The 19,240-nt window shown below is 68.5% G+C and carries 18 protein-coding genes; 15 read left to right on the top strand and 3 right to left on the bottom strand.

The features are described 5' to 3' along the window. Positions 1 to 69: 69 nt before the first annotated feature. Positions 70 to 861, bottom strand: coding sequence for an FAD-binding oxidoreductase (locus TVH25_RS15615; RefSeq protein ID WP_169619014.1), 792 nt, complete (start codon positions 859 to 861; stop codon positions 70 to 72). A 196-nt stretch (positions 862 to 1,057) separates the two neighbouring features. Here TVH25_RS15615 and TVH25_RS15620 point away from each other — a divergent pair, with 196 nt between their 5' ends. Together TVH25_RS15620 and TVH25_RS15625 are read left to right on the top strand one after the other, a co-directional pair. Next, on the top strand, positions 1,058 to 2,611 hold the full coding sequence (locus tag TVH25_RS15620; RefSeq protein ID WP_296549376.1) for an AMP-binding protein: 1,554 nt from the start codon (positions 1,058 to 1,060) through the stop codon (positions 2,609 to 2,611). Positions 2,612 to 2,762: 151 nt separating this feature from the next. Next, a complete protein-coding gene (locus TVH25_RS15625; protein WP_422424733.1) occupies positions 2,763 to 3,239 on the top strand; it encodes a hypothetical protein in 477 nt (158 codons plus the stop codon). A 41-nt stretch (positions 3,240 to 3,280) separates the two neighbouring features. Here TVH25_RS15625 and TVH25_RS15630 read toward each other — a convergent pair whose 3' ends face one another. Further along, the gene (locus TVH25_RS15630; protein WP_169651588.1) at positions 3,281 to 4,441 is read right to left on the bottom strand and encodes an FAD-binding oxidoreductase; all 1,161 of its coding nucleotides are present in this window, start codon (positions 4,439 to 4,441) and stop codon (positions 3,281 to 3,283) included. A 224-nt stretch (positions 4,442 to 4,665) separates the two neighbouring features. Here TVH25_RS15630 and clpB point away from each other — a divergent pair, with 224 nt between their 5' ends. From clpB to TVH25_RS15680, 10 genes are all read left to right on the top strand, one after another. After that, complete coding sequence (gene clpB / locus TVH25_RS15635) at positions 4,666 to 7,221, top strand: ATP-dependent chaperone ClpB (RefSeq protein ID WP_296549378.1); 2,556 nt, start codon at positions 4,666 to 4,668, stop codon at positions 7,219 to 7,221. Positions 7,222 to 7,289: 68 nt separating this feature from the next. Beyond that, positions 7,290 to 8,234 (top strand): hypothetical protein, encoded by a 945-nt coding sequence (locus TVH25_RS15640; protein ID WP_422424735.1) that lies wholly within the window; start codon positions 7,290 to 7,292, stop codon positions 8,232 to 8,234. A gap of 29 nt (positions 8,235 to 8,263) precedes the next feature. Continuing rightward, positions 8,264 to 8,932, top strand: a complete 669-nt coding sequence (locus TVH25_RS15645; RefSeq protein ID WP_296549401.1) for a hypothetical protein — start codon at positions 8,264 to 8,266, stop codon at positions 8,930 to 8,932. A gap of 318 nt (positions 8,933 to 9,250) precedes the next feature. Beyond that, positions 9,251 to 10,714: a flavin-containing monooxygenase gene (locus TVH25_RS15650; RefSeq protein ID WP_422424747.1), complete on the top strand. Its 1,464-nt coding sequence runs from the start codon at positions 9,251 to 9,253 to the stop codon at positions 10,712 to 10,714. A gap of 58 nt (positions 10,715 to 10,772) precedes the next feature. Continuing rightward, on the top strand, positions 10,773 to 11,558 hold the full coding sequence (locus TVH25_RS15655) for an SDR family NAD(P)-dependent oxidoreductase (RefSeq protein ID WP_169651397.1): 786 nt from the start codon (positions 10,773 to 10,775) through the stop codon (positions 11,556 to 11,558). Positions 11,559 to 11,675: 117 nt separating this feature from the next. Then, positions 11,676 to 12,290 carry a LemA family protein gene (locus TVH25_RS15660; protein WP_296549380.1) on the top strand — a complete coding sequence of 205 codons (615 nt, stop codon included), beginning with the start codon at positions 11,676 to 11,678 and terminating at the stop codon, positions 12,288 to 12,290. 108 nt (positions 12,291 to 12,398) lie between these two features. Further along, positions 12,399 to 12,938: an orotate phosphoribosyltransferase gene (pyrE, locus tag TVH25_RS15665; RefSeq protein WP_169651396.1), complete on the top strand. Its 540-nt coding sequence runs from the start codon at positions 12,399 to 12,401 to the stop codon at positions 12,936 to 12,938. Positions 12,939 to 12,942: 4 nt separating this feature from the next. Continuing rightward, entirely contained in the window at positions 12,943 to 14,109 is a 1,167-nt protein-coding gene (gene galT, locus TVH25_RS15670; RefSeq protein WP_422424738.1) for a galactose-1-phosphate uridylyltransferase, read from the top strand. After that, on the top strand, positions 14,106 to 15,239 hold the full coding sequence (gene galK / locus TVH25_RS15675) for a galactokinase (RefSeq protein WP_296549382.1): 1,134 nt from the start codon (positions 14,106 to 14,108) through the stop codon (positions 15,237 to 15,239). Before galT ends, galK begins: the two co-directional genes overlap by 4 nt. 53 nt (positions 15,240 to 15,292) lie before the next feature. Then, complete coding sequence (locus TVH25_RS15680) at positions 15,293 to 16,018, top strand: lysoplasmalogenase family protein (RefSeq protein WP_169651393.1); 726 nt, start codon at positions 15,293 to 15,295, stop codon at positions 16,016 to 16,018. Between the two features lie 20 nt (positions 16,019 to 16,038). Here the strand turns inward: TVH25_RS15680 and TVH25_RS15685 are convergent, their stop codons facing one another. Continuing rightward, on the bottom strand, positions 16,039 to 16,485 hold the full coding sequence (locus TVH25_RS15685; protein ID WP_169619043.1) for a hypothetical protein: 447 nt from the start codon (positions 16,483 to 16,485) through the stop codon (positions 16,039 to 16,041). Positions 16,486 to 16,639: 154 nt separating this feature from the next. Here TVH25_RS15685 and TVH25_RS15690 point away from each other — a divergent pair, with 154 nt between their 5' ends. From TVH25_RS15690 to TVH25_RS15700, 3 genes are all read left to right on the top strand, one after another. Further along, positions 16,640 to 17,251 carry a hypothetical protein gene (locus TVH25_RS15690; protein WP_422424741.1) on the top strand — a complete coding sequence of 204 codons (612 nt, stop codon included), beginning with the start codon at positions 16,640 to 16,642 and terminating at the stop codon, positions 17,249 to 17,251. Further along, the gene (locus TVH25_RS15695) at positions 17,251 to 17,937 is read left to right on the top strand and encodes a TrmH family RNA methyltransferase (protein ID WP_422424743.1); all 687 of its coding nucleotides are present in this window, start codon (positions 17,251 to 17,253) and stop codon (positions 17,935 to 17,937) included. Before TVH25_RS15690 ends, TVH25_RS15695 begins: the two co-directional genes overlap by 1 nt. A 103-nt stretch (positions 17,938 to 18,040) precedes the next feature. Further along, complete coding sequence (locus tag TVH25_RS15700; protein ID WP_422424745.1) at positions 18,041 to 19,177, top strand: glycoside hydrolase family 76 protein; 1,137 nt, start codon at positions 18,041 to 18,043, stop codon at positions 19,175 to 19,177. Positions 19,178 to 19,240: the final 63 nt, after the last annotated feature.

Raw genomic sequence — 19,240 nt, forward strand, 5'->3', positions numbered from 1 at the left:
GGGGTACCCGCCGCCGGGACTTCGGGGGGGGGCGCGCCCTGCGCCCCGGGGGGGGGGGCCGCCGGGGACTCAATACGAGTCGTAGCGGATGTTCTCGAGCGGAGTACCCGTCTCGAGCAGTCGCTGCACGGTGGAGCGCACCATCGCTGCGGAGCCACAGACCAGCACCTGGTGATCGCCGAACGCCCCGTACGACGTGACGATGTCGCCGAGCGTGCCTTCGAGGAACTCGTCGGGGTCGATGCCGAAATCGCCGACGTGCGAGACGATCCGGTCGTAGAACGGATCCTGGATCGCGGGGTCGTACAACGACTCGGTCACCGGCACGATCGTCAGCCAGGGCAATGCTTCCCCGAGTAGGGCCAGCATGTCCGCCGCGTAGAGGTCCCGGGGCGTGCGGGCACCGACGAAGAGGAAGGTGCGGGGCGGCTGTGGCCGCCGCGCGACGTCGAGGAGCAACGCGCGCAGCGGGGCCAGGCCGGTACCGCCGGCGATCATCACCACAATGCGTCCGGTGTCGTCGACGTGGAGGTCACCTCCGCGGGGGTTGCCGACGGTCCACACGTCCCCGGGACTGGTCGACTCGACGATCGTTTTGCTGACCCATCCGCCCGGCACGGTGCGGACGTGGAATTCGAGCTTGCCGTCCATCGACGGGGGGAGTGCGGGCGACAGGCGGCGCGGCAGGTTCGGACGCTGCGGCACGGTCACGTCGACGTACTGGCCGGCGCGGAACGGAACGATGTCGCTGTTGCATTCGAGCCGCACGACGGCCAGATCGGTTCGCAGGCGGTGGTGCTCGACCACGGTCGCGGAGACCGCGATGTCGGTGTCGGTCGATGACGGCGTAGCCGACTGCATACGTGACCCCCGGGTGGTGTGGCGCGGTGTTGCACAGACTCTAGGCGAGGAACACGCACCCCGACAGAGTGGAACGTGTTTCAGTTTTGCCGGTGCAGCGGTTATCGTGGCGGGAACCGGGTGACGCTGACCACATCAGAAGCCCGTACCCCGGGCCGTCACACCCCCGGACCACGACACCGACCGGAAGGACGACATGATCGAGGAGTACGCGGACCTGCACCGGCCCGTCTTCACCCCGGACCTGCTCATCACGGCGCTCGACCGCAGCGCGGACCGTCCGGCGCTGTACCTCGGCGACGTCGTCCTCACCGGCGCCGAGATGCGCGGTGCCATCAGCAGGTTCCAGCAGGCCCTCGGGTCCGTGGGAATCGGCCAGGGGTCATCTGTCGCGATGCTGTCGAAGAACCGGCCGGAAGTCCTCATCTCGATGGGTGCGACGATGGTCGCCGGATGCCGCAACAGTGCGCTCAATCCGATGGGTTCGCTCGCCGATCACCTGTACATCACCTCCGATGCCGAGATCGAGACCCTCATCTTCGATCCGGATCACTTCGAGGAGCGGGCCGCCGAGCTGCAAGCCCAGATCCCGACCTTGAAGAATCTGTTCTCCCTCGGTCCGTCGGCTGTGGGCACGGACATCCTCGCGCTCGCCGATCAGTTCACCGAGCAACGCCTCGTGGCTGCTCCGGTGTCGGCCGAGGACACGTCGTCGATGGTCTACACCGGGGGAACCACCGGAAAGCCGAAGGGCGTGATGGGGTCGTTCCGGTCCGGCGCGGCGCTCAACCAGATCCAGATGGCGGAGTGGCAGTGGCCCGACCAGCCGCGCTTTCTGATCTGCACCCCGCTGTCCCACGCCGGCGCCGCGTTCTTCGTGCCGACGCTGCTGCGCGGCGGCTGCCTCTACGTGCTGCCGTACTTCGAACCCGGCCTCGTCCTCGAGACCATCGAGAAGCACCGCATCAACGCCACGATGCTCGTACCCACGATGATCTATCTGCTGCTCGACCACCCCGACTTCGACGCGCGCGACCTGTCGAGCCTCGACACGCTCTTCTACGGCGCGTCGGCGATGTCACCCGCCCGGCTCCAGGAAGGGATCGAGCGCCTCGGGCAGGTGTTCTTCCAGTTCTACGGGCAGTCCGAGTGCGGCATGACGATCTCGGTGCTGCGCAAAGAGGAACACCTCGCCGACGATCCGGAACGACTCGCCTCGTGCGGACGTCCGGTGCCATGGCTCGACGTACGCCTGCTCGACGACGACCTGCGCGAAGTGCCACAAGGGGAACTCGGCGAGATCTGCGTGCGCGGCCCGCTCGTCATGAAGGGGTACTGGAAGAAGCCCGACGAGACGGCAGAAGCGCTGCGCGGTGGGTGGCTGCACACGGGCGATGTCGCGCGTGCCGACAAGCACGGCTTCCTCACCATCGTCGACCGCAAGAAGGACATGATCGTCACCGGCGGCTTCAACGTGTTCCCCCGGGAGATCGAGGACGCGATCTCGTCCCACCCCGCCGTCGCCTCGGTGGCGGTCGTCGGTGTGCCCGACCAGAAGTGGGGTGAGGCGGTCAAGGCATGCGTCGTGCTGCGTGACGGCCAGACCGTGACCGCGGAAGAACTGATCGAGAAGGTCCGTGCGGCCAAGGGATCCGTGCACGCTCCCAAGTCCGTGGACTTTCTCGATTCGCTGCCGCTCACGCCCCTCGGCAAGCTCGACAAGAAGACGCTCCGCGCGTCGTACCGCTAGATCTGCCGGCGCCGGAACGGCCGGCTTCCCTGCTCGATCGCTGCCTGACATACTCCGTCGCATGGCAAACGGGGGACCCCAGCGGGTCGAGGTGCGATTGGCCGTCGAGTATCCGGGGACAGGGACGGTGAATACGCGGGGTAGCGGGGCGATGAGGCCGGTCGAGCCGGTGCCGCCGATCTGTGCCCGCCACGGCGAACCCGAGGTCGACCGCGTGCGTGTCACCGTCTCGTCGGATGCGGTGCGCCCCCAGGGGAAGTCCGGTCGTATCGGCTCGGCCCTCGAAGCCGCGTACACCGTGCAGGTCGCTGCCGTGGAGTGGCCGACGTGCTCGCAGTGCGTCGCCGTCCGCGTGCGCTGGCAGATTGCCGCCGCCGCAACCTGTACGGTCCTCGGGATCGTCTTCCTGGCGTTGGTGTTCGCGCTCGTGCAGGGCGCGCCGAAGGTGTACGGGTTCGTGTTGCTCAGCGTCTTCGGGCTGTCGTTCCTGCCCATCTATGTTGCACTGCGCGTCATCGAACCGCGCCGGGCGGCGCTCGGTGTGACTCTCGCGGACTGCGGTTCGGAACTCGTGGTGTCGCAGGCGCATCCGGAGTTCGCCCGTGCGGTTGCCGCGCAACGCGCCTGACCGCAGTGCTTGCAGGCGCGGTGGTGACAGACGCGGCGGGTTTACAGCGGATCGAAGCTGATGTTCTGGCGCGGCGTGCCCGCCGCGGAGAGCGCGTAGATGGTGGTCCGGATCATCGACGGTGAGCCGGAGATCTGAATCTGGCGGTCGGCCCACGATCCGAACTGCCCGACGACCTTCCCGAGCTTGCCGTACATCGTGCGGTGGAGGCCCTTGGGCGTTTCCCGTACGGGAACCGGGTGCCACCAAGGGTTCTCCCTCTCCTCCACGACGGGAACCACCGTGAGCCACGGGTTGGTCATCGCGATCTGCCACAGCGTCTCGAGGTCGTAGAGGTCGCACGGGTACTTGCCGCCGTAGAACAGGTGCACTCGCGGATTGGTGCCGCGCATCGCCATCTCCATGATCTGCGCGCGGAGCGGTGCCAGGCCGGTGCCCGACGCGATCATGAGCACGTCCTGGCCGCTGTCGCGATCGACGCGCAGGCCACCGAGCGGCGGTCCGATCAGCCAGCGGTCACCGACGCGCACCTCGTTGACGAGCGCGGGACTGACCCAGCCGGAGGAGACGCGCCGCACGTGGAATTCGACCTGCCCGTGCGGGTTCGGCGGAATGGCGGCCGACAGGTAGCGCCACATGTGGGGTCGCTGGGGGATCTGCACGCTCATGTACTGCCCGGCGTAGTGCGGGATCGGTGTGTCGGTCTCGAGGCGGATGATCGCCACGTCGGGAAGGACTCGCTCGTGGCCGACGACCGTCGCGCCCCAGACCGCGGGCAGATCGTCGGTGGCCGCAGCGACGGCCATCGTTTCCACGAGCCGGCCGATCACCTCGGCCCAGGTCCGTTCCAGAGTGGCGGTCCACAGGATGATCGGGGTGCATTCACGGATCGCGAAGAGCAGCGCGTAGCCCGCCGAGCGGAAGTGTTCCGGCTTGACGCCGTACTTTCGGTGGTCGCGTGCGAGCTGTCCGAGGAAGGCTTCGACGGCACCGAAGTCGGTCAGCCGGTTGACGACCCATCCGATCGCGGTCGTGAACCGATGCCGCATGCTCTCCATGCCCGCCGGGAACAGTTCGCGAATGCCGGTCGACTCGGACCAGAGGGTGGTGTAGAACGCCGACGCGAACCGTTCAGGGCCGGTGGGGGTGGCCGCGATCGACGCGAAGCTCAATTGCACTCGCGCGATGGCGAAAGTCTCCAACGCCATCCTCCCACGTACTGCGCCTGCTGGACGCCGTCACTGTAGTCGGTCACGGAGCGGTCGGCTACACCGTGCGCCCCGATCTGTGGCTATGGTGTGAATCACAGCCGCAAGAAACTTGAGCGGAACAAACTCAATCTTGTATCCGTTGTGCATAGCGAACCTCGTGGACACCGGTCCGCAGGTATAGGAATCAGCAGTTTTCGAAGTGAAAGGGGCGTGCGGTGGATTCGTTCAACCCGACGACCAAGACTCAGGCCGCATTGACGGCCGCTCTCCAGGCGGCGTCCACCGCGGGCAACCCGGACATCCGGCCGGCACATCTTCTGGTGGCCCTGCTCGACCAGCCCGACGGCATCGCCGCTCCGCTCCTCGAAGCGGTGGGCGTGAACCCCGCCGCAGTGCGGAGCGAAGCCGAACGGCTCGTCGGTGCACTACCGCAGACCACCGGGGCGACCACCACACCCCAGCTCGGTCGCGAAGCGATCGCAGCGCTCTCCGCGGCGCAGAAGCTCGCGACCGAGCTCACCGACGAATTCGTCTCCACGGAGCACGTTCTCGTCGGTCTCGCCAGTGGTGACTCCGACGTCGCCAAGCTTCTCGTTGGTCAGGGTGCGACGCCCACGGCCCTGCGGGATGCCTTCACAGCCGTGCGCGGAAACCGCCGGGTGACCAACGCGGACCCGGAAGCCACCTACCAGGCACTCGAGAAGTACTCGACCGACCTCACGGCACGTGCTCGCGAGGGAAAGCTCGACCCGGTCATCGGCCGCGACAACGAGATTCGCCGCGTGGTGCAGGTGCTCTCGCGCCGCACCAAGAACAACCCGGTGCTCATCGGTGAACCCGGCGTCGGCAAGACCGCGATCGTCGAAGGGCTCGCCCAGCGCGTCGTCGCGGGCGACGTGCCCGAATCGCTGCGCGGCAAGACCGTCGTCGCCCTGGACCTCGGCGCGATGGTGGCCGGCGCGAAGTACCGCGGCGAGTTCGAAGAGCGTCTCAAGGCCGTTCTCGACGAGATCAAGGACTCCGCCGGCGAGATCATCACCTTCATCGACGAACTGCACACCATCGTCGGTGCCGGTGCGACCGGTGAGTCCGCGATGGACGCGGGCAACATGATCAAGCCGATGCTCGCGCGTGGTGAACTCCGCCTCGTCGGTGCGACCACCCTCGAGGAGTACCGCAAGTACATCGAGAAGGACGCCGCCCTCGAGCGGCGTTTCCAGCAGGTCTTCGTGGGGGAGCCGAGCGTCGAAGACACCGTCGGCATCCTGCGTGGCCTCAAGGAGCGGTACGAAGTGCACCACGGTGTGCGCATCACCGACTCTGCTCTCGTTGCCGCGGCGACGCTCTCGGACCGGTACATCACCTCGCGGTTCCTTCCCGACAAGGCCATCGACCTCGTCGACGAGGCAGCGTCGCGCCTGCGCATGGAGATCGACTCGCGTCCCGAGGAGATCGACACGGTCGAACGGATCGTCCGTCGCCTCGAGATCGAGGAGATGGCGCTGGAGAAGGAAACCGACGCCGCCTCCAAGGACCGCCTCGAAAAGCTGCGCGCCGAACTCGCGGACGAACGGGAACGGCTGAACCAGCTCACCACGCGCTGGCAGAACGAGAAGACCGCGATCGACTCCGTACGCCAGGTCAAGGAGCAGCTCGAAGCGCTGCGCGGCGAGGAGGAACGGGCAGAGCGCGACGGCGACCTGGGCAAGGTTGCCGAACTGCGGTACGGCCGCATCCCCGAACTGGAGAAGCAGCTCGAGGCAGCCGCTGCCGCGTCGGGGACCGCAACCGGTGACGACGTGATGCTCAAGGAGGAAGTCGGGCCCGACGACGTCGCCGATGTCGTCGCCGCATGGACCGGTATCCCCGCCGGACGCATGCTCGAGGGCGAGACCGCGAAGCTCCTCCGGATGGAGGACGAACTCGGCAAGCGTGTCGTGGGACAGGACCGGGCGGTGCAGTCGGTATCCGATGCGGTGCGTCGTGCCCGCGCCGGTGTCTCCGACCCGAACCGTCCGACCGGATCGTTCCTGTTCCTCGGCCCGACCGGTGTCGGTAAGACCGAGCTGGCCAAGGCACTCGCCGATTTCCTGTTCGACGACGAGCGCGCCATGGTGCGCATCGACATGTCGGAGTACAGCGAGAAGCATTCGGTCGCGCGTCTGGTCGGTGCGCCTCCGGGGTACGTCGGCTACGAGTCGGGTGGCCAGCTCACCGAAGCCGTGCGCCGTCGCCCCTATTCGGTGGTGCTGTTCGACGAGGTCGAGAAGGCTCACCCGGACGTGTTCGACACGCTGCTCCAGGTGCTCGACGACGGTCGGCTCACCGACGGGCAGGGACGCACCGTCGATTTCCGCAACACGATCCTGATCCTCACGTCCAACCTGGGCGCCGGGGGCGACAAGGAGCACGTGATGGCGGCGGTGCGGTCGGCGTTCAAGCCCGAATTCATCAACCGGCTCGACGACGTGGTCGTGTTCGATCCGCTCTCGGAGGAGCAGCTCGCGCAGATCGTCGACATCCAGCTCGCACAGCTGGCCGACCGGCTGCAGGCACGGCGGCTCACGCTCGACGTCAACTCCAGCGCGCGGCTGTGGCTGGCGGTGCGCGGATACGACCCGCAGTACGGTGCCCGTCCGCTGCGCCGGCTCATCCAGCAGGCGATCGGCGACCAGCTCGCCAAGAAACTGCTGGCCGGAGAGATCCGGGACGGCGACACGGTCCCGGTGGGCGTCAGCGAGGACGGCGACCACCTCGTGATCGGTAGCTGACCCACCCGCGTGCGCGTTTCCGGTAGCACTCGCTACCGGAAACGCGCACGCCTACTGTGGGAGGGGTTATGACACAGCCGCATGATCCGCGCACGCCGCAGGAGCGGGCCTACGCACTCGACGAGTCGCAAAACGGTACAGCCCCCGAGTCGCAAGATGCTGCGCCGCACGACGAGTCGCAGCAGGACCGGGCGCCCGAGAATGCAGCACACGACGACACCCGTGTGCTGCACACCGACGATCCCACCGCCGCGTACGGGACGCCTGTCACCAACCCGACCCTCGTGTATCCGGAACCCGGTCCGTATGCCGAGACCGCACAGGCCTACCAGCCGACACAGGGTTATCCGCCGATGCAGGGATACCAGCCGACGCAGAGCTATCCGCCGGTGCAGGGTTACCCACCCTCGCAGCCGTACCAGCCGACGCAGGCGTTCGCGCAACCTCAGCACCAGCCGCCCGGCGGCTACCCGCCGAACGTGTCGCCTCCCGACAGTCCGTACGCACCCGCGGAACCGCCGAAGTCACCCCGGGGCCCGCGCTGGGGGCTCCTGCTCCTCGCTGCTGCGGTCCTCATCGTGCTCGGCGGCACCGCGGGGTTCCTCCTCAGCCGTAGCGAGACGTCCGATTCGGCCACCGGCACCCGCCCGTTCACCACTCCCGCGCCTACCGCGCCGGTATCGCCGGGCCCGTCTCCGGACGCGACGCCTTCACAACCGCTCGACGAGCTTCCCGGTGGTCTCGGTGAGATCATCGGTGACTCCGGCGCAGTGGTCGGTACGGTCACCGCGAACGACGGTGGGAGCATCACGATCAGTGGCATCGGCGGATCACTCGTCACGGTGCTGCTCACTCCGGACACCGAGATCATCACGCTCTCGGGAGACGACCCGTCCGCGCTGGTGGTCGGCTCGGCCGTGATCGCGACCGGCACGCCCGTCGAATCCGGCCGGATGACCGCCGACACCGTCGTCAGCGCGTCGATACCGTCGTTCGACGGTCCGGGTCGCTGACACGCTAGGCTTTCGTGTCGATGACGTTCATGTGGTTTGCTCTCGCCGCGGTCGCGCTGCTCGGTGCGGTCGCGCTGCTCTACGTCGACCGGACCCGGCGCGAGCAATCCGGGCGCGTACGCGAAATCTGGGCACGGGCGCAGGGCTACAAGTACAGCTCCTCGGACGACCAGTTGCCGTCGCACTGGCACCGTGCCGCGCTCGCCAAGCAGGAATACCTCGGCGCCATCGATGTCGTGCGCGGCGTCCGGCGCGGGGAGAACTTCACCTTGTTCGACATCGAAGAAACCGCGACGATCATCGCGGTGCGCCGCAAGGTGGGTTCGGACGTCGACATCGATCTGCGGCTGAAGTCGACGCCGCCCCCGAAAGACGCGGACATGAACCTGCTCGGTTCGATCGGACCCCGCATCGTGTTCGCCACCGATCTGGAGATCGCGCGGCGCGTGTGCGACCAGCGCATGGTCTCGTTCACGCAGTCCATCCCCGACCACGTGCAGATGCTGTGGAGCGAAGGCGAGTGGACCCTGGGATCCATTCCCGTGGGCAGCACCGGACGCGAATGGGACTCGGCCATCGAGACCGTCGCCCGGTTGTCCGGGATTCTGCACGTGCTTCCGCCCCCTGCCGGACCGTCGGAATCCGGGGAGCCTGCCCGCAGCGAGCACGACCCGGGCCGCCCGTCCACCCATCGCTGACATCTCTCGGCAGCCGGTGCCACCGCGACGACACGCTGCACCTGTGCAGCACTGACTCGTGCACCGCACCGGCCGGATCAGGGGCCTCGGTGCGCTGGGACGATCGACGGCTCGCCAGGGTGCGGGGACACAGTGGGATGCGATTCAGCTCACATCCGGTGACGAATGTTGCATGATGACAGCACCGGGGGGCGTCTCGATCAGGAGGTCCACGTGACCGACAGCTCCCCCACGGATGACACCCCGAACACGACCGCGAGCGCCGACACGGCCGCAGCGCCGGCCGCCTCACCGGCAACCGACGGCCCCCTCCACGACGTGATCATCATCGGGGCGGGACTGTCGGGCATCGACTGCGCCTACCGGATCCTCGAGAAGAATCCCGGCTGCGACTACCTGGTCCTCGAGCGCAGGCAGCGCGTCGGCGGGACCTGGGATCTGTTCCGTTATCCGGGCGTGCGGTCCGACAGTGACATCTACTCGCTCAGTTATCCGTTCGAGCCGTGGGCGAAGCCGGGCGCACTGGCCGAAGGTGCCGACATCAGGGACTACATCGAGCAGACCGCTCGCAAGTTCGGTATCGCCGACCACATCCGCTTCGAACGCCACGTGCTGACCGCCGACTGGGACTCGGGCTCCGACACCTGGACACTGGGCGTCGAAGCTGGTGAAGGTGACGAGAAGCGGCACGAAAGCTACCGGTGCCGGTTCGTCGTCTTCGCGACCGGCTACTACGACTACGACCAGCCGTACACCCCGAGGTTCGCCGGAGCAGAGGACTTCACGGGTCCGATCGTGCATCCACAGCACTGGCCGGAGGACCTCGACTACCGGGGAAAGCGCATCGTCGTGATCGGCAGCGGCGCGACCGCGGTGAGTCTGATTCCCAACCTCACCGACCAGGCGGAGCACGTGACGATGCTGCAGCGCTCGCCCTCCTACATCTTCTCGGCCAAGCAGAAGCAATACCTCGTGCCCGTTGTCCGGAAGCTCCTGCCACCCGCGGCGGCGCACCGGGTGATCCGGTGGCGTTATGCGACGCAGACCGCGGCGATCGTGCACCTCACGCACCGTTTCCCGAAACTGGGCCGCAAGATGATCCGCGCGAACGTGGCGGCCAACCTGCCCGAGGACTATCCGGTCGACGTGCACTTCAACCCGAGCTACAACCCGTGGGACCAGCGCATGTGCATGGTTCCCGACGCCGACCTGTTCAACGGCATCACGGACGGCTCCATCGAGATGGTCACCGACCACATCGAACGCTTCGACGAGACCGGCGTGCGACTGACCTCCGGCCGGCACCTCGACGCCGACATCATCGTGACCGCAACCGGCCTGCAACTGCTCGGCTTCGGCGGGACGCGACTGGTGGTCGACGGCGACGAGCTGAAACCGCACGACCGTTTCGTTTTCAAGAGCCACCTGCTCGAGGACGTCCCCAATATCGCGTGGTCGGTCGGCTACACCAACGCCTCGTGGACACTGCGCGTGGATATGACCGCGCGTTCGGTCGCGAACCTCATCAGATACATGCGTGAGAACGGCTACACCCATGCCTATCCCCACCTGGGTGCCGAGCCGATGACCGCGCAACCACTGTGGGACCTCGAGGCCGGATACGTGGAACGCTCGCCGGACGCGCTGCCGAAGTCGGGAACTCGAGGGCATTGGCGGGTCCGTCACAATTACTACCGCGACGCCATCGACCACCGGATCAGTAGGGTCGAGGACTCGATGGTCTTCGGTTCGGTCGAACACTCGCAGGATCTCCTCGGGTGATCGATCCCCGCGGTCTGGCGGCGCGCTGATTCTTGCGCTCGCCGCTACTGTGGCGGCCATGACTTCAGCTTCGCGTCCCGTCGCGCTCGTGACCGGCCCCACCTCGGGAATCGGTGCAGGATTCGCGAGGACCCTCGCCGAACGTGGATACGACCTCGTCCTCGTCGCCCGTAACCGGTCCGCTCTCGACGACCTCGCTGCCGAACTGCAGCGCACCTCCGGCGCGTCCTCGGAAGTGCTGCCTGCCGACCTCGCGACGACGGAGGGGCGCGCTGCGGTAGCGGAGCGACTCGCCCGCGGAGTCGACATGCTGGTCAACAACGCCGGCTTCGGAACCACGGGCGAATTCTGGACCGCCGATCCTCAGTTGCTGCAGGCGCAACTCGACGTGAACGTCACCGCGGTCGTCCAGCTCACGCGTGCGGCGTTGCCGCCCATGATCGCCGCGGGCAGGGGCGATGTCATCAACGTCGCGAGTGTCGCGGGCCTGGTGCCCGGGCGCGGGTCCACCTATTCGGGGAGCAAGGCGTACGTCGTCTCGTTCACCGAAGGGCTCGCCGGGGGACTCCTCGGCACGGGCGTACGGGCACAGGCGCTGTGCCCCGGGTTCGTGCGTACCGAGTTCCATCAGCGCGCGGGGATCGACATGTCGTCCACCCCGGGTGTGCTGTGGCTGGACGTGGACAAGGTGGTGCGCACGTCGCTCGCCGACCTCGAATCCGGCAAGGTGCGGAGCATCCCGGGCATCCAGTACAAGGTCCTCGCCACCGCCGGGCGACTCGTGCCGCAGAACCTGGTGCGCAAGATCGCCGCGCGTCTGGGCAACGGCCGCGGGCGGACGTAACCGGCGTACTCCCGCCGGGCGGAAACAGACTCGGGAAGATCACGGTACGGACACGCGGGGGATGACACGCGGGATCCCTCTGTCGCACCACCCACCCACGTCGGTACATTCCTCGACGTGACCTCTGTGGCTCTGGTGATTGTTGTGGCTTCTGTGGCAGCAGTGCTGCTCTGGATACGCGCAGGTGTGCAGCGCCTCCGCACGCTGTTCGCCCGTTATCGCGACAGCCTGCGTCTGCTCCGCGACGAACTCGACGACCGCTACGACCTCATCCCCACCCTCATCGCCGCGTCGGCAGGAGCGGGCGTCGACCGCGCACTGCTCCGGCCCGTCGTCGGTGCCCGTTCGCTCGCCATCGAGATGCGCGACCAGCGTCTCGGGCTCGCCGAGCGTGCCGCCGCCGAGAACACGCTGTCTGCGGCGCTGCACGACCTGCTCGGCGGTCTCGACGGCGTCACCCACTGGCCGTTCGTGCGCGTCGCCCGCGAACTGGACGTGCGGGAGCAACGCATCACCGGCGCCGTGCGCGTCTTCAACGACATCGGCACCACCTTGAACGACGCGGTCGGCCGGTTCCCCACGTCGATCTACGCCAAGATCGGGGCCGTCGGTCCCGTCCCGCTCTTCGAAGCACCCGCTCCGGTCGCGGCTCCGGAAACCGACGGCTCGGCCGTCGAGGCCGGAGTGCTCGCAACGAAGCCCGGCACGGGTTCCGATCCCGTCGCCGCCTGACCGCCGGGCGGGCGACTAGGCTCGTTGCCGACGCAGCGCTGCCAACCGGGCGGCCGCGCAGACGCGGACGCGACGAACGGCCGCGCGAGACGACGATGAGGAACGCGAATGAGTGACCGTGACGAACTGGCAGCACTGGTACGTGAGCTGGCGGTGGTGCACGGCCGGGTGACGTTGTCGTCCGGCAAGGAAGCCGATTACTACGTCGATCTGCGTCGCGCGACTCTCCATCACCGCGCGGCTCCGCTGATCGGCACGCTGCTGCGTGAACTCGTCGCCGACTGGGACTTCGACGCCGTCGGTGGGCTGACCATGGGCGCCGACCCCGTCGCGATGGCCGTCATGCACGCCCCGGGGCGCCCCATCGACGCGTTCGTGGTCCGCAAGGCCGCAAAGGCACACGGGATGCAGCGTCAGATCGAAGGACCGGATGTGACCGGAAAGCGCGTCCTCGTCGTGGAAGACACCACCACCACCGGTAACTCCCCGCTCACGGCGGTCAAGGCTCTGCGCGACGCCGGCGCGGTGGTAGTGGGCGTCGCGACCGTTGTCGATCGTGCGACCGGCGCCGACCAGGTCATCGCCGCCGAGGGCGTCGAGTACCGGTCGCTGCTCGGACTCGCCGACCTGGGTCTGGCCGACGGGTAACCCCGTGGCGGCGCGGGTCCGGCAGACCGTGACGCGGCGCGCGGACGGCCGCGAGCTGATCTACTTCGACGACACCGAGCCGTTCGTGTCCGGGGCCGCGACCCGCGAAACCCGGGACAGGCGAGTGCTTCCGGCGGTCGCGGCGACGTCGGAGTTGCGCCGCGACCCGCTCACCGGCGAGTGGGTCACCTTCGCCGCTCATCGCATGGACCGCACCTTTCTTCCGGCGGTCGCCGAATGCCCGCTGTGCCCGAGCAGGCCCGGAACGGCCACCGAGATCCCCGCAGACGACTACGACGTCGTCGTGTTCGAAAACCGTTTCCCCGCGCTCGGAGCCGACAGCGAACTGCCGGGCACCGAATCGTCCGGCGCCGATGCAGACGGCACCGATGCAGACGGCACCGATGCAGACGGTGCCGACCGACTGTGGTCGCGCCGGCCCGCGGGTGGGCGCTGCGAGGTCGTGGCGTTCACCGCCGACCACGACGCCACCTTCGCCGGCCTGGACGCCGAGCGCGCCCGCACCGTCGTCGATGTGCTCGCTGCGCGGACTGCCACCCTGTCGGCCCTATCGGGAGTGCGGCAGGTGTTCTGTTTCGAGAACCGCGGCGCCGAAATCGGTGTGACACTTCAGCACCCACACGGCCAGATCTACGCCTACCCCTTCCTGCCAGCCCGCACCGCAACGCTCGTCGCGCGTGCCCGGGAACACCGCGCGCGAACGGGGCGGTCGTTGCAGCGCGACGTGCTCGACGCCGAACGGCGTGTGGGTACGCGAGTGGTGTGGTCGGGCACCGCATGGACCGCGTATGTGCCTGCCGCGGCGCGCTGGCCGATCGAAGTGCACCTCGCGCCGCACCGCGACGTCCCGGACCTCACCGCGCTCGACGAGACCGAACGCGACGAACTCGCGGTGCTGCTGCGCGACATGCTCGGTCGCGTCGACCGCTTCTTCGACGGTGTCGACCGCGTTCCGTATATCGCCGCGTGGCACCAGGCACCGATCGGTGACGACCGTGAACACGGCCGGCTGTTCTGCCAGATCTTCTCGGTGCGCCGCGCTGCCGACAAGCTCAAGTACCTGGCGGGGTCGGAGTCTGCGATGGGGGCGTGGATCAGTGACACGACGCCGGAGCGCATCGCGGCGCGACTGCGGGAGGTGGGCACGTGACGGTGTGTGACGACGCGGCACGCGCATTCACCGAGTCGTTCGGAGGTGAACCGGACGGTGTGTGGTGCGCGCCGGGCCGGGTCAACATCATCGGCGAGCATGTCGATTACGCGGGTGGGCTGTGCCTTCCCATCGCGCTGCCGCAGATCACCGCGGCTGCGGTACGCCGCCGCACCGACGGCCGGGTACGCATGGTCAGCGCGGGGTTCGATCGGGTCGAGGTCGACCTGGCGCCGCTGCACGGGAGCACGCGGGTGGCGGGATGGGCCGCATATGTGGTGGGTGTCGTGTACGCACTCGACCCGCCGGGATGCGAGGGACTCGACATCGCGATCGCGTCGAATGTGCCTGTGGGCGCGGGGTTGTCGTCGTCCGCTGCTCTCGAGGCCTCAGTGGCGCTGGCGGCCGCCGAGCTCTTCGGGCTGCCCACCGACGACGCGGGCCGCGACCGGCTTGCCCGTGCGTGCGTGGTCGCGGAGAACGACTATGCCGGAGCGCCGACAGGCGGGATGGACCAGCAGATCGCGCTGCGTGGACGCGCGGGCCATGCGTTGCTGCTGGACTGCGCGGACGGCACCGTCGAACATGTTCCGTTCGATCCCGAGGCGCAAGGGATGACGATTCTCGTCGTCGACACCCGCACCGCGCACCGTCTCGTCGACGGGCAGTACGGCGATCGTCGCCGGGCCGTGGACGACGCCGCACGGATGCTGGGAAGCGCCTTGCGTGACGCTCCCTCCGTCGACGGACTCGAGGACCCGGTACTGCGCCGGCGTGCCCGGCATGTCGTCACGGAGATCGGCCGGGTACGCGGCGCCGCCGACGCTCTGCGGGCCGGGCGGGTCCAGGATCTCGGAGCTGTGCTCGATGCGTCGCACCGGTCGTTGCGCGACGACTTCGAGGTCAGTTGCCTCGAACTCGACACCGCGGTCGAGGCCGCGCGACGCGCAGGCGCACTGGGAGCGCGGATGGTCGGTGGAGGATTCGGCGGGTCGGCGATCGTGTTGTGTGAACTCACGCGCGTCGCGGCGATCGAAGCGGCGGTCACCGAGGCCGCGGCCCGGCACGGGTTCCCCGCCCCGGGTTTCCTGCGGGCCGCACCGGCCGGCGCCGCACGCCGCTGCCGCTGAGGCACGCGGGACGCGACACGGACGAGCAGTCGCCGGCAGGTACTGTGCCGCCCATGAGTTGGTTCAGTCGCCGCCCGTGGGGCGCAGAGCACGTGGTTCTCGCGGCGGCGACCGCCGTCACCGTCGCCGGCGCGGTACTCGACCGGGAAAGCCTGCAACGCGTCGCGAAACCGCTGATCGGACCGGCCCTCGCGGTGCGCGTGCTGCGGCGTGCCCGCGACACCGAGCGTGTCGACACCGCGTTGCTGCTCACGGGTCTGGCCGCCGCAACCCTCGGCGACGTGTTCATGATCCGCTCCGATGAGGATCGCCGGATCCTGCGTGGTGCGGGCTCGTTCGCGGTGATGCAGGCGGCGTACTCGACGGTGCTCGCACGGCACGGTGCCCGGGTGACCAAGAGCGTCGCGTTGCAGCGGGCGGGTGCCTTGACCGGTGCCGCAGGACTGCTGGGCACCCGCAGCCGCGGGGTCGCTGTACCGCTGACCGGTTACGGCGCGGTACTCGGCACCACCGCGACCCTCGCCGGCGATCCGTCTCTGGCTCCGGGGGCGCCGCGGCGGGCGGGGCTGCCGGTGCCGGGTTCCGACCGCCGCAGCTGGCTCGGGCTGGGCGGACTGGTCTTCACGGTGTCCGACGGGACGATCGTGCTGCGTCGCACGGTGCTCTCGGGCGAGCGGGCACGGACGGCTGCAGAGGGCGTCGTGCTGGTGACCTACGTGGCCGCGCAGGTGTTGCTCGTCGAGGGAATGCTCGCGCTCGCGCGCCGAACTTCCGCATAGTGCGCGCGCCCGGCCCGGAGTCAGGGAAACAGCAGGATGCGGTCGCGGTCCTCGGGATCGACGAAGATGGTGACGATCTGACCGGGGGTGTAGCGCGGCAGGTGCTTGTGTGAGACCTCGTAGAAGACTTTCCCGTGGTAGGGCTCGGAACCCGGCACGGTCAGATCGAGGTCGAGTTCGGTGAGCTGGCCGCCGCGCGTGACACGGACGGGCTTCGCGGACCGGACGGTCGCCCAGCCTTCGAACCCTTCCCTCTCGATCCGGCGCTGAACCTTGGACGAGCGATCACTGAACACCATCGCCAGCCCCAGCACGGTGCCGTACAGGCACACGAGGAACATGATCTGGAATCCCACCGTCCCCGGTTCGGACTTCGGGAGGAACAGGTTCAGCCACAGGGAGAACACGATGAGGTACGCCGTCGTGACGAACGCGACGGTGCACACGATGCGACGGTGGTGGTGCATGTCTCCCTCCGCGTCCAAGGGTAAACCCGGGAGCCGGGGCCGCGGTCACGGTTCCGGCGATGCGCCCGGCGAAAATCAGACGCGCACGGCGGGTGGCCGGCTGCCCGTCCCGGATCGCTAGAGTGAGGCCCGCACATCGTCGGGAGGGTGTTACGTGAGAAGTCGGTTGTTCTCCATTGCGGTGGCCGGGTGCGCCGCACTGGTCCTTGCCGGATGTGGTTCGTCCACCGCCGACGAGCCCCCTGCCGAAACGTCCGCGACGGTGTCGCCGACGGCTCCGCCCGCCACGACGACCGAGCAGGTCGCGGCGCCGCCCACCACCTCGGAGTTGCCGGCGACCACTACGCCGCCGGAACCCACTCCGAGCGCGCCCACCACCACGCTGGTCGACGTGGAGTACGAGCGCAACGAGTCGTACTACTTCGCGAGCCCGGACGGAACCTTCCAGTGCGGCATCGTCCGGCTGCCGAGCCGCACCGAGGCCGGTTGCGAGGGGGCCACCGACCCCGTGCCCCCGCGCCCGGAGAGCTGCGTCGTCAACTGGGGACACGGCATCCGGGTCCAGGACACCGGCCCCGGCGAGTTCGTGTGCTCGGGCGGTCCCGTCTACTTGTCGCCGGAAGGCGCGAGCCCGGCACTGCCGCCCGGGTCCACGCTGTCGGAACTGGGTTACACGTGTAGCACCACGGCTGTCGACGTGACGTGCACGAACGACACCACCGGGCACGGTTTCACCGTCGCGTCCAGCTCGAACGAAACGTTCTGATGATGTCGACCGACGAGCACGCCCCGGCCGAAGAGCTCCCCGGACCGACCGAATGGGGAGAGCATCCGCACGGTGTCGGACCGTGGATCGACGAATACGGGACCGAGCCGCCCACCGACCCGCGGTACGACCCCGAACTGCTCGCGCACGGCGACCGGCGCAACGTCGTCGACGCCTACCGCTACTGGACGCGCGAGGCGATCGTCGCGGACATCGACCGCCGCCGGCACCCTCTGCACGTCGCCATCGAGAACTTCGGGCACGACGCCAACATCGGCACCGTGGTACGCACGGCCAACGCGTTCGCGGTGAACACCGTGCACATCGTCGGACGACGTCGCTGGAACCGCCGCGGGGCGATGGTGACCGACCGCTACCAGCACCTGATGCATCATCCCGATGTCGATACGTTGCTTCACTGGGCGGCAGCCCAGGACCTCACGATCGTCGCGGTGGACAACACCCCCGGGTCGGTTCCCCTCGAGACGGTCGAGTTGCCCCGGAACTGTCTGCTGCTGTTCGGGCAGGAAGGGCCCGGCGTCACCGAGCGTGCCCGCGACGTGGCATCGATGACGGTGTCCATCGCCCAGTTCGGTTCGACTCGCTCGGTGAACGCCGGAGTCGCTGCCGGGATCGCGATGCACGCATGGATCCGGCAGCACGCCGATCTCGCCGACGCGTGGTAGCGATCTCACCACGGTGAGGTAACACCGACGGCCCGAACGCGGATGAAGAGTCGGGCACCTCGCGGTGCCGTTGCGGGGGATATGCAGGCAGTGTGGGATGAGGATGATGAACGTTGTGCCCGAGCAGTGGTCGGAGCGTGCAGACGCTGCGGAGACTGCTGTGATGTCACGCCACGTACGCAGGCTGTGGGCACTGCCGGGAACGGCGCTGGGCGTGGTCGGATGGCCCGCCGCACGTCGTGAACGGCTCTTCGGAACGTGGCACTACTGGTGGCAGGCGCACCTGATCGACCTGGCTGTCGACGCCGCCGAACGCGACGCCACGCCGCGTCGACGGCGTCGTGTCGTCCGGCTCACCCGTGCCCACCGCATTCGCAACCTGTCGGGCTGGACCAACAACTACTTCGACGACATGGCCTGGCTCGGCCTCTCGCTCGAGCGAGCCCAGCGTCACGTGTACGTCGACCACCGCTGGGCGATCACGACGCTGGTCGGGGAGTTGTCCGGCGCGTGGGCTCCCGAGCAGGGCGGCGGCATCCCGTGGCGCCGTCGTGACGACTTCTTCAACGCTCCGGCGAATGCTCCCGCGGCGCTCCTGCTCGCTCGCGCCGGCAAGGTGTGGCGTGCTCAGGAAATGGCGGACTGGATCGACGAGACGCTCGTGGATCCCGAGACCGGCCTCGTCCTCGACGGCATCCGTAACGGCGTGCACGAGCGCGCGGTGTACAGCTACTGCCAGGGCGCCACTCTCGGCCTCGAGACCGAACTTGCCGTGCAACTCGGTGACGCCCGGCACCGGGAACGCGTGCATCGTCTCGTCGAGGCGGTCGACGACAACCTCACCGAACGGAGCGTGGTCGCGGGGGGCGGTGGAGGCGACGGCGGACTGTTCAACGGGATTCTCACTCGGTACCTCGCGATGGTCGCGACGACGCTGCCCGTGCACGACAACGACGATGTGCGCGCTCGCAACACCGCGGCGCGGATCGTGCTGGCGTCGGCGGAAGCCGCGTGGGAGAACCGGTTGCAGGTCGAGGAACTCCCGCTGTTCGGCGAAGACTGGACGCGGCAGGCCCGTCTTCCCGGATTCGGTGCGGCCATCGCGCAGTTCTCCCACGGCTCGGTGCGCGGGTCGGCGGTCGCCGAGCGCGATCTGTCGGTGCAACTCGGTGGCTGGATGCTGATGGAGGCCGCCCATGCCGTCGCCGCCGAGCGGGCGTCGAAGCCTGCGGGTTCGTAGATCCCGGCCGCCCCGACACGAAAGGTGGGTTTGCGCGCCCCGGGGGGGGGGGGGGCACCCCCC

This window comes from Rhodococcus sp. 7Tela_A2, from assembly GCF_049311045.1.
GTDB lineage: Bacteria > Actinomycetota > Actinomycetes > Mycobacteriales > Mycobacteriaceae > Rhodococcus.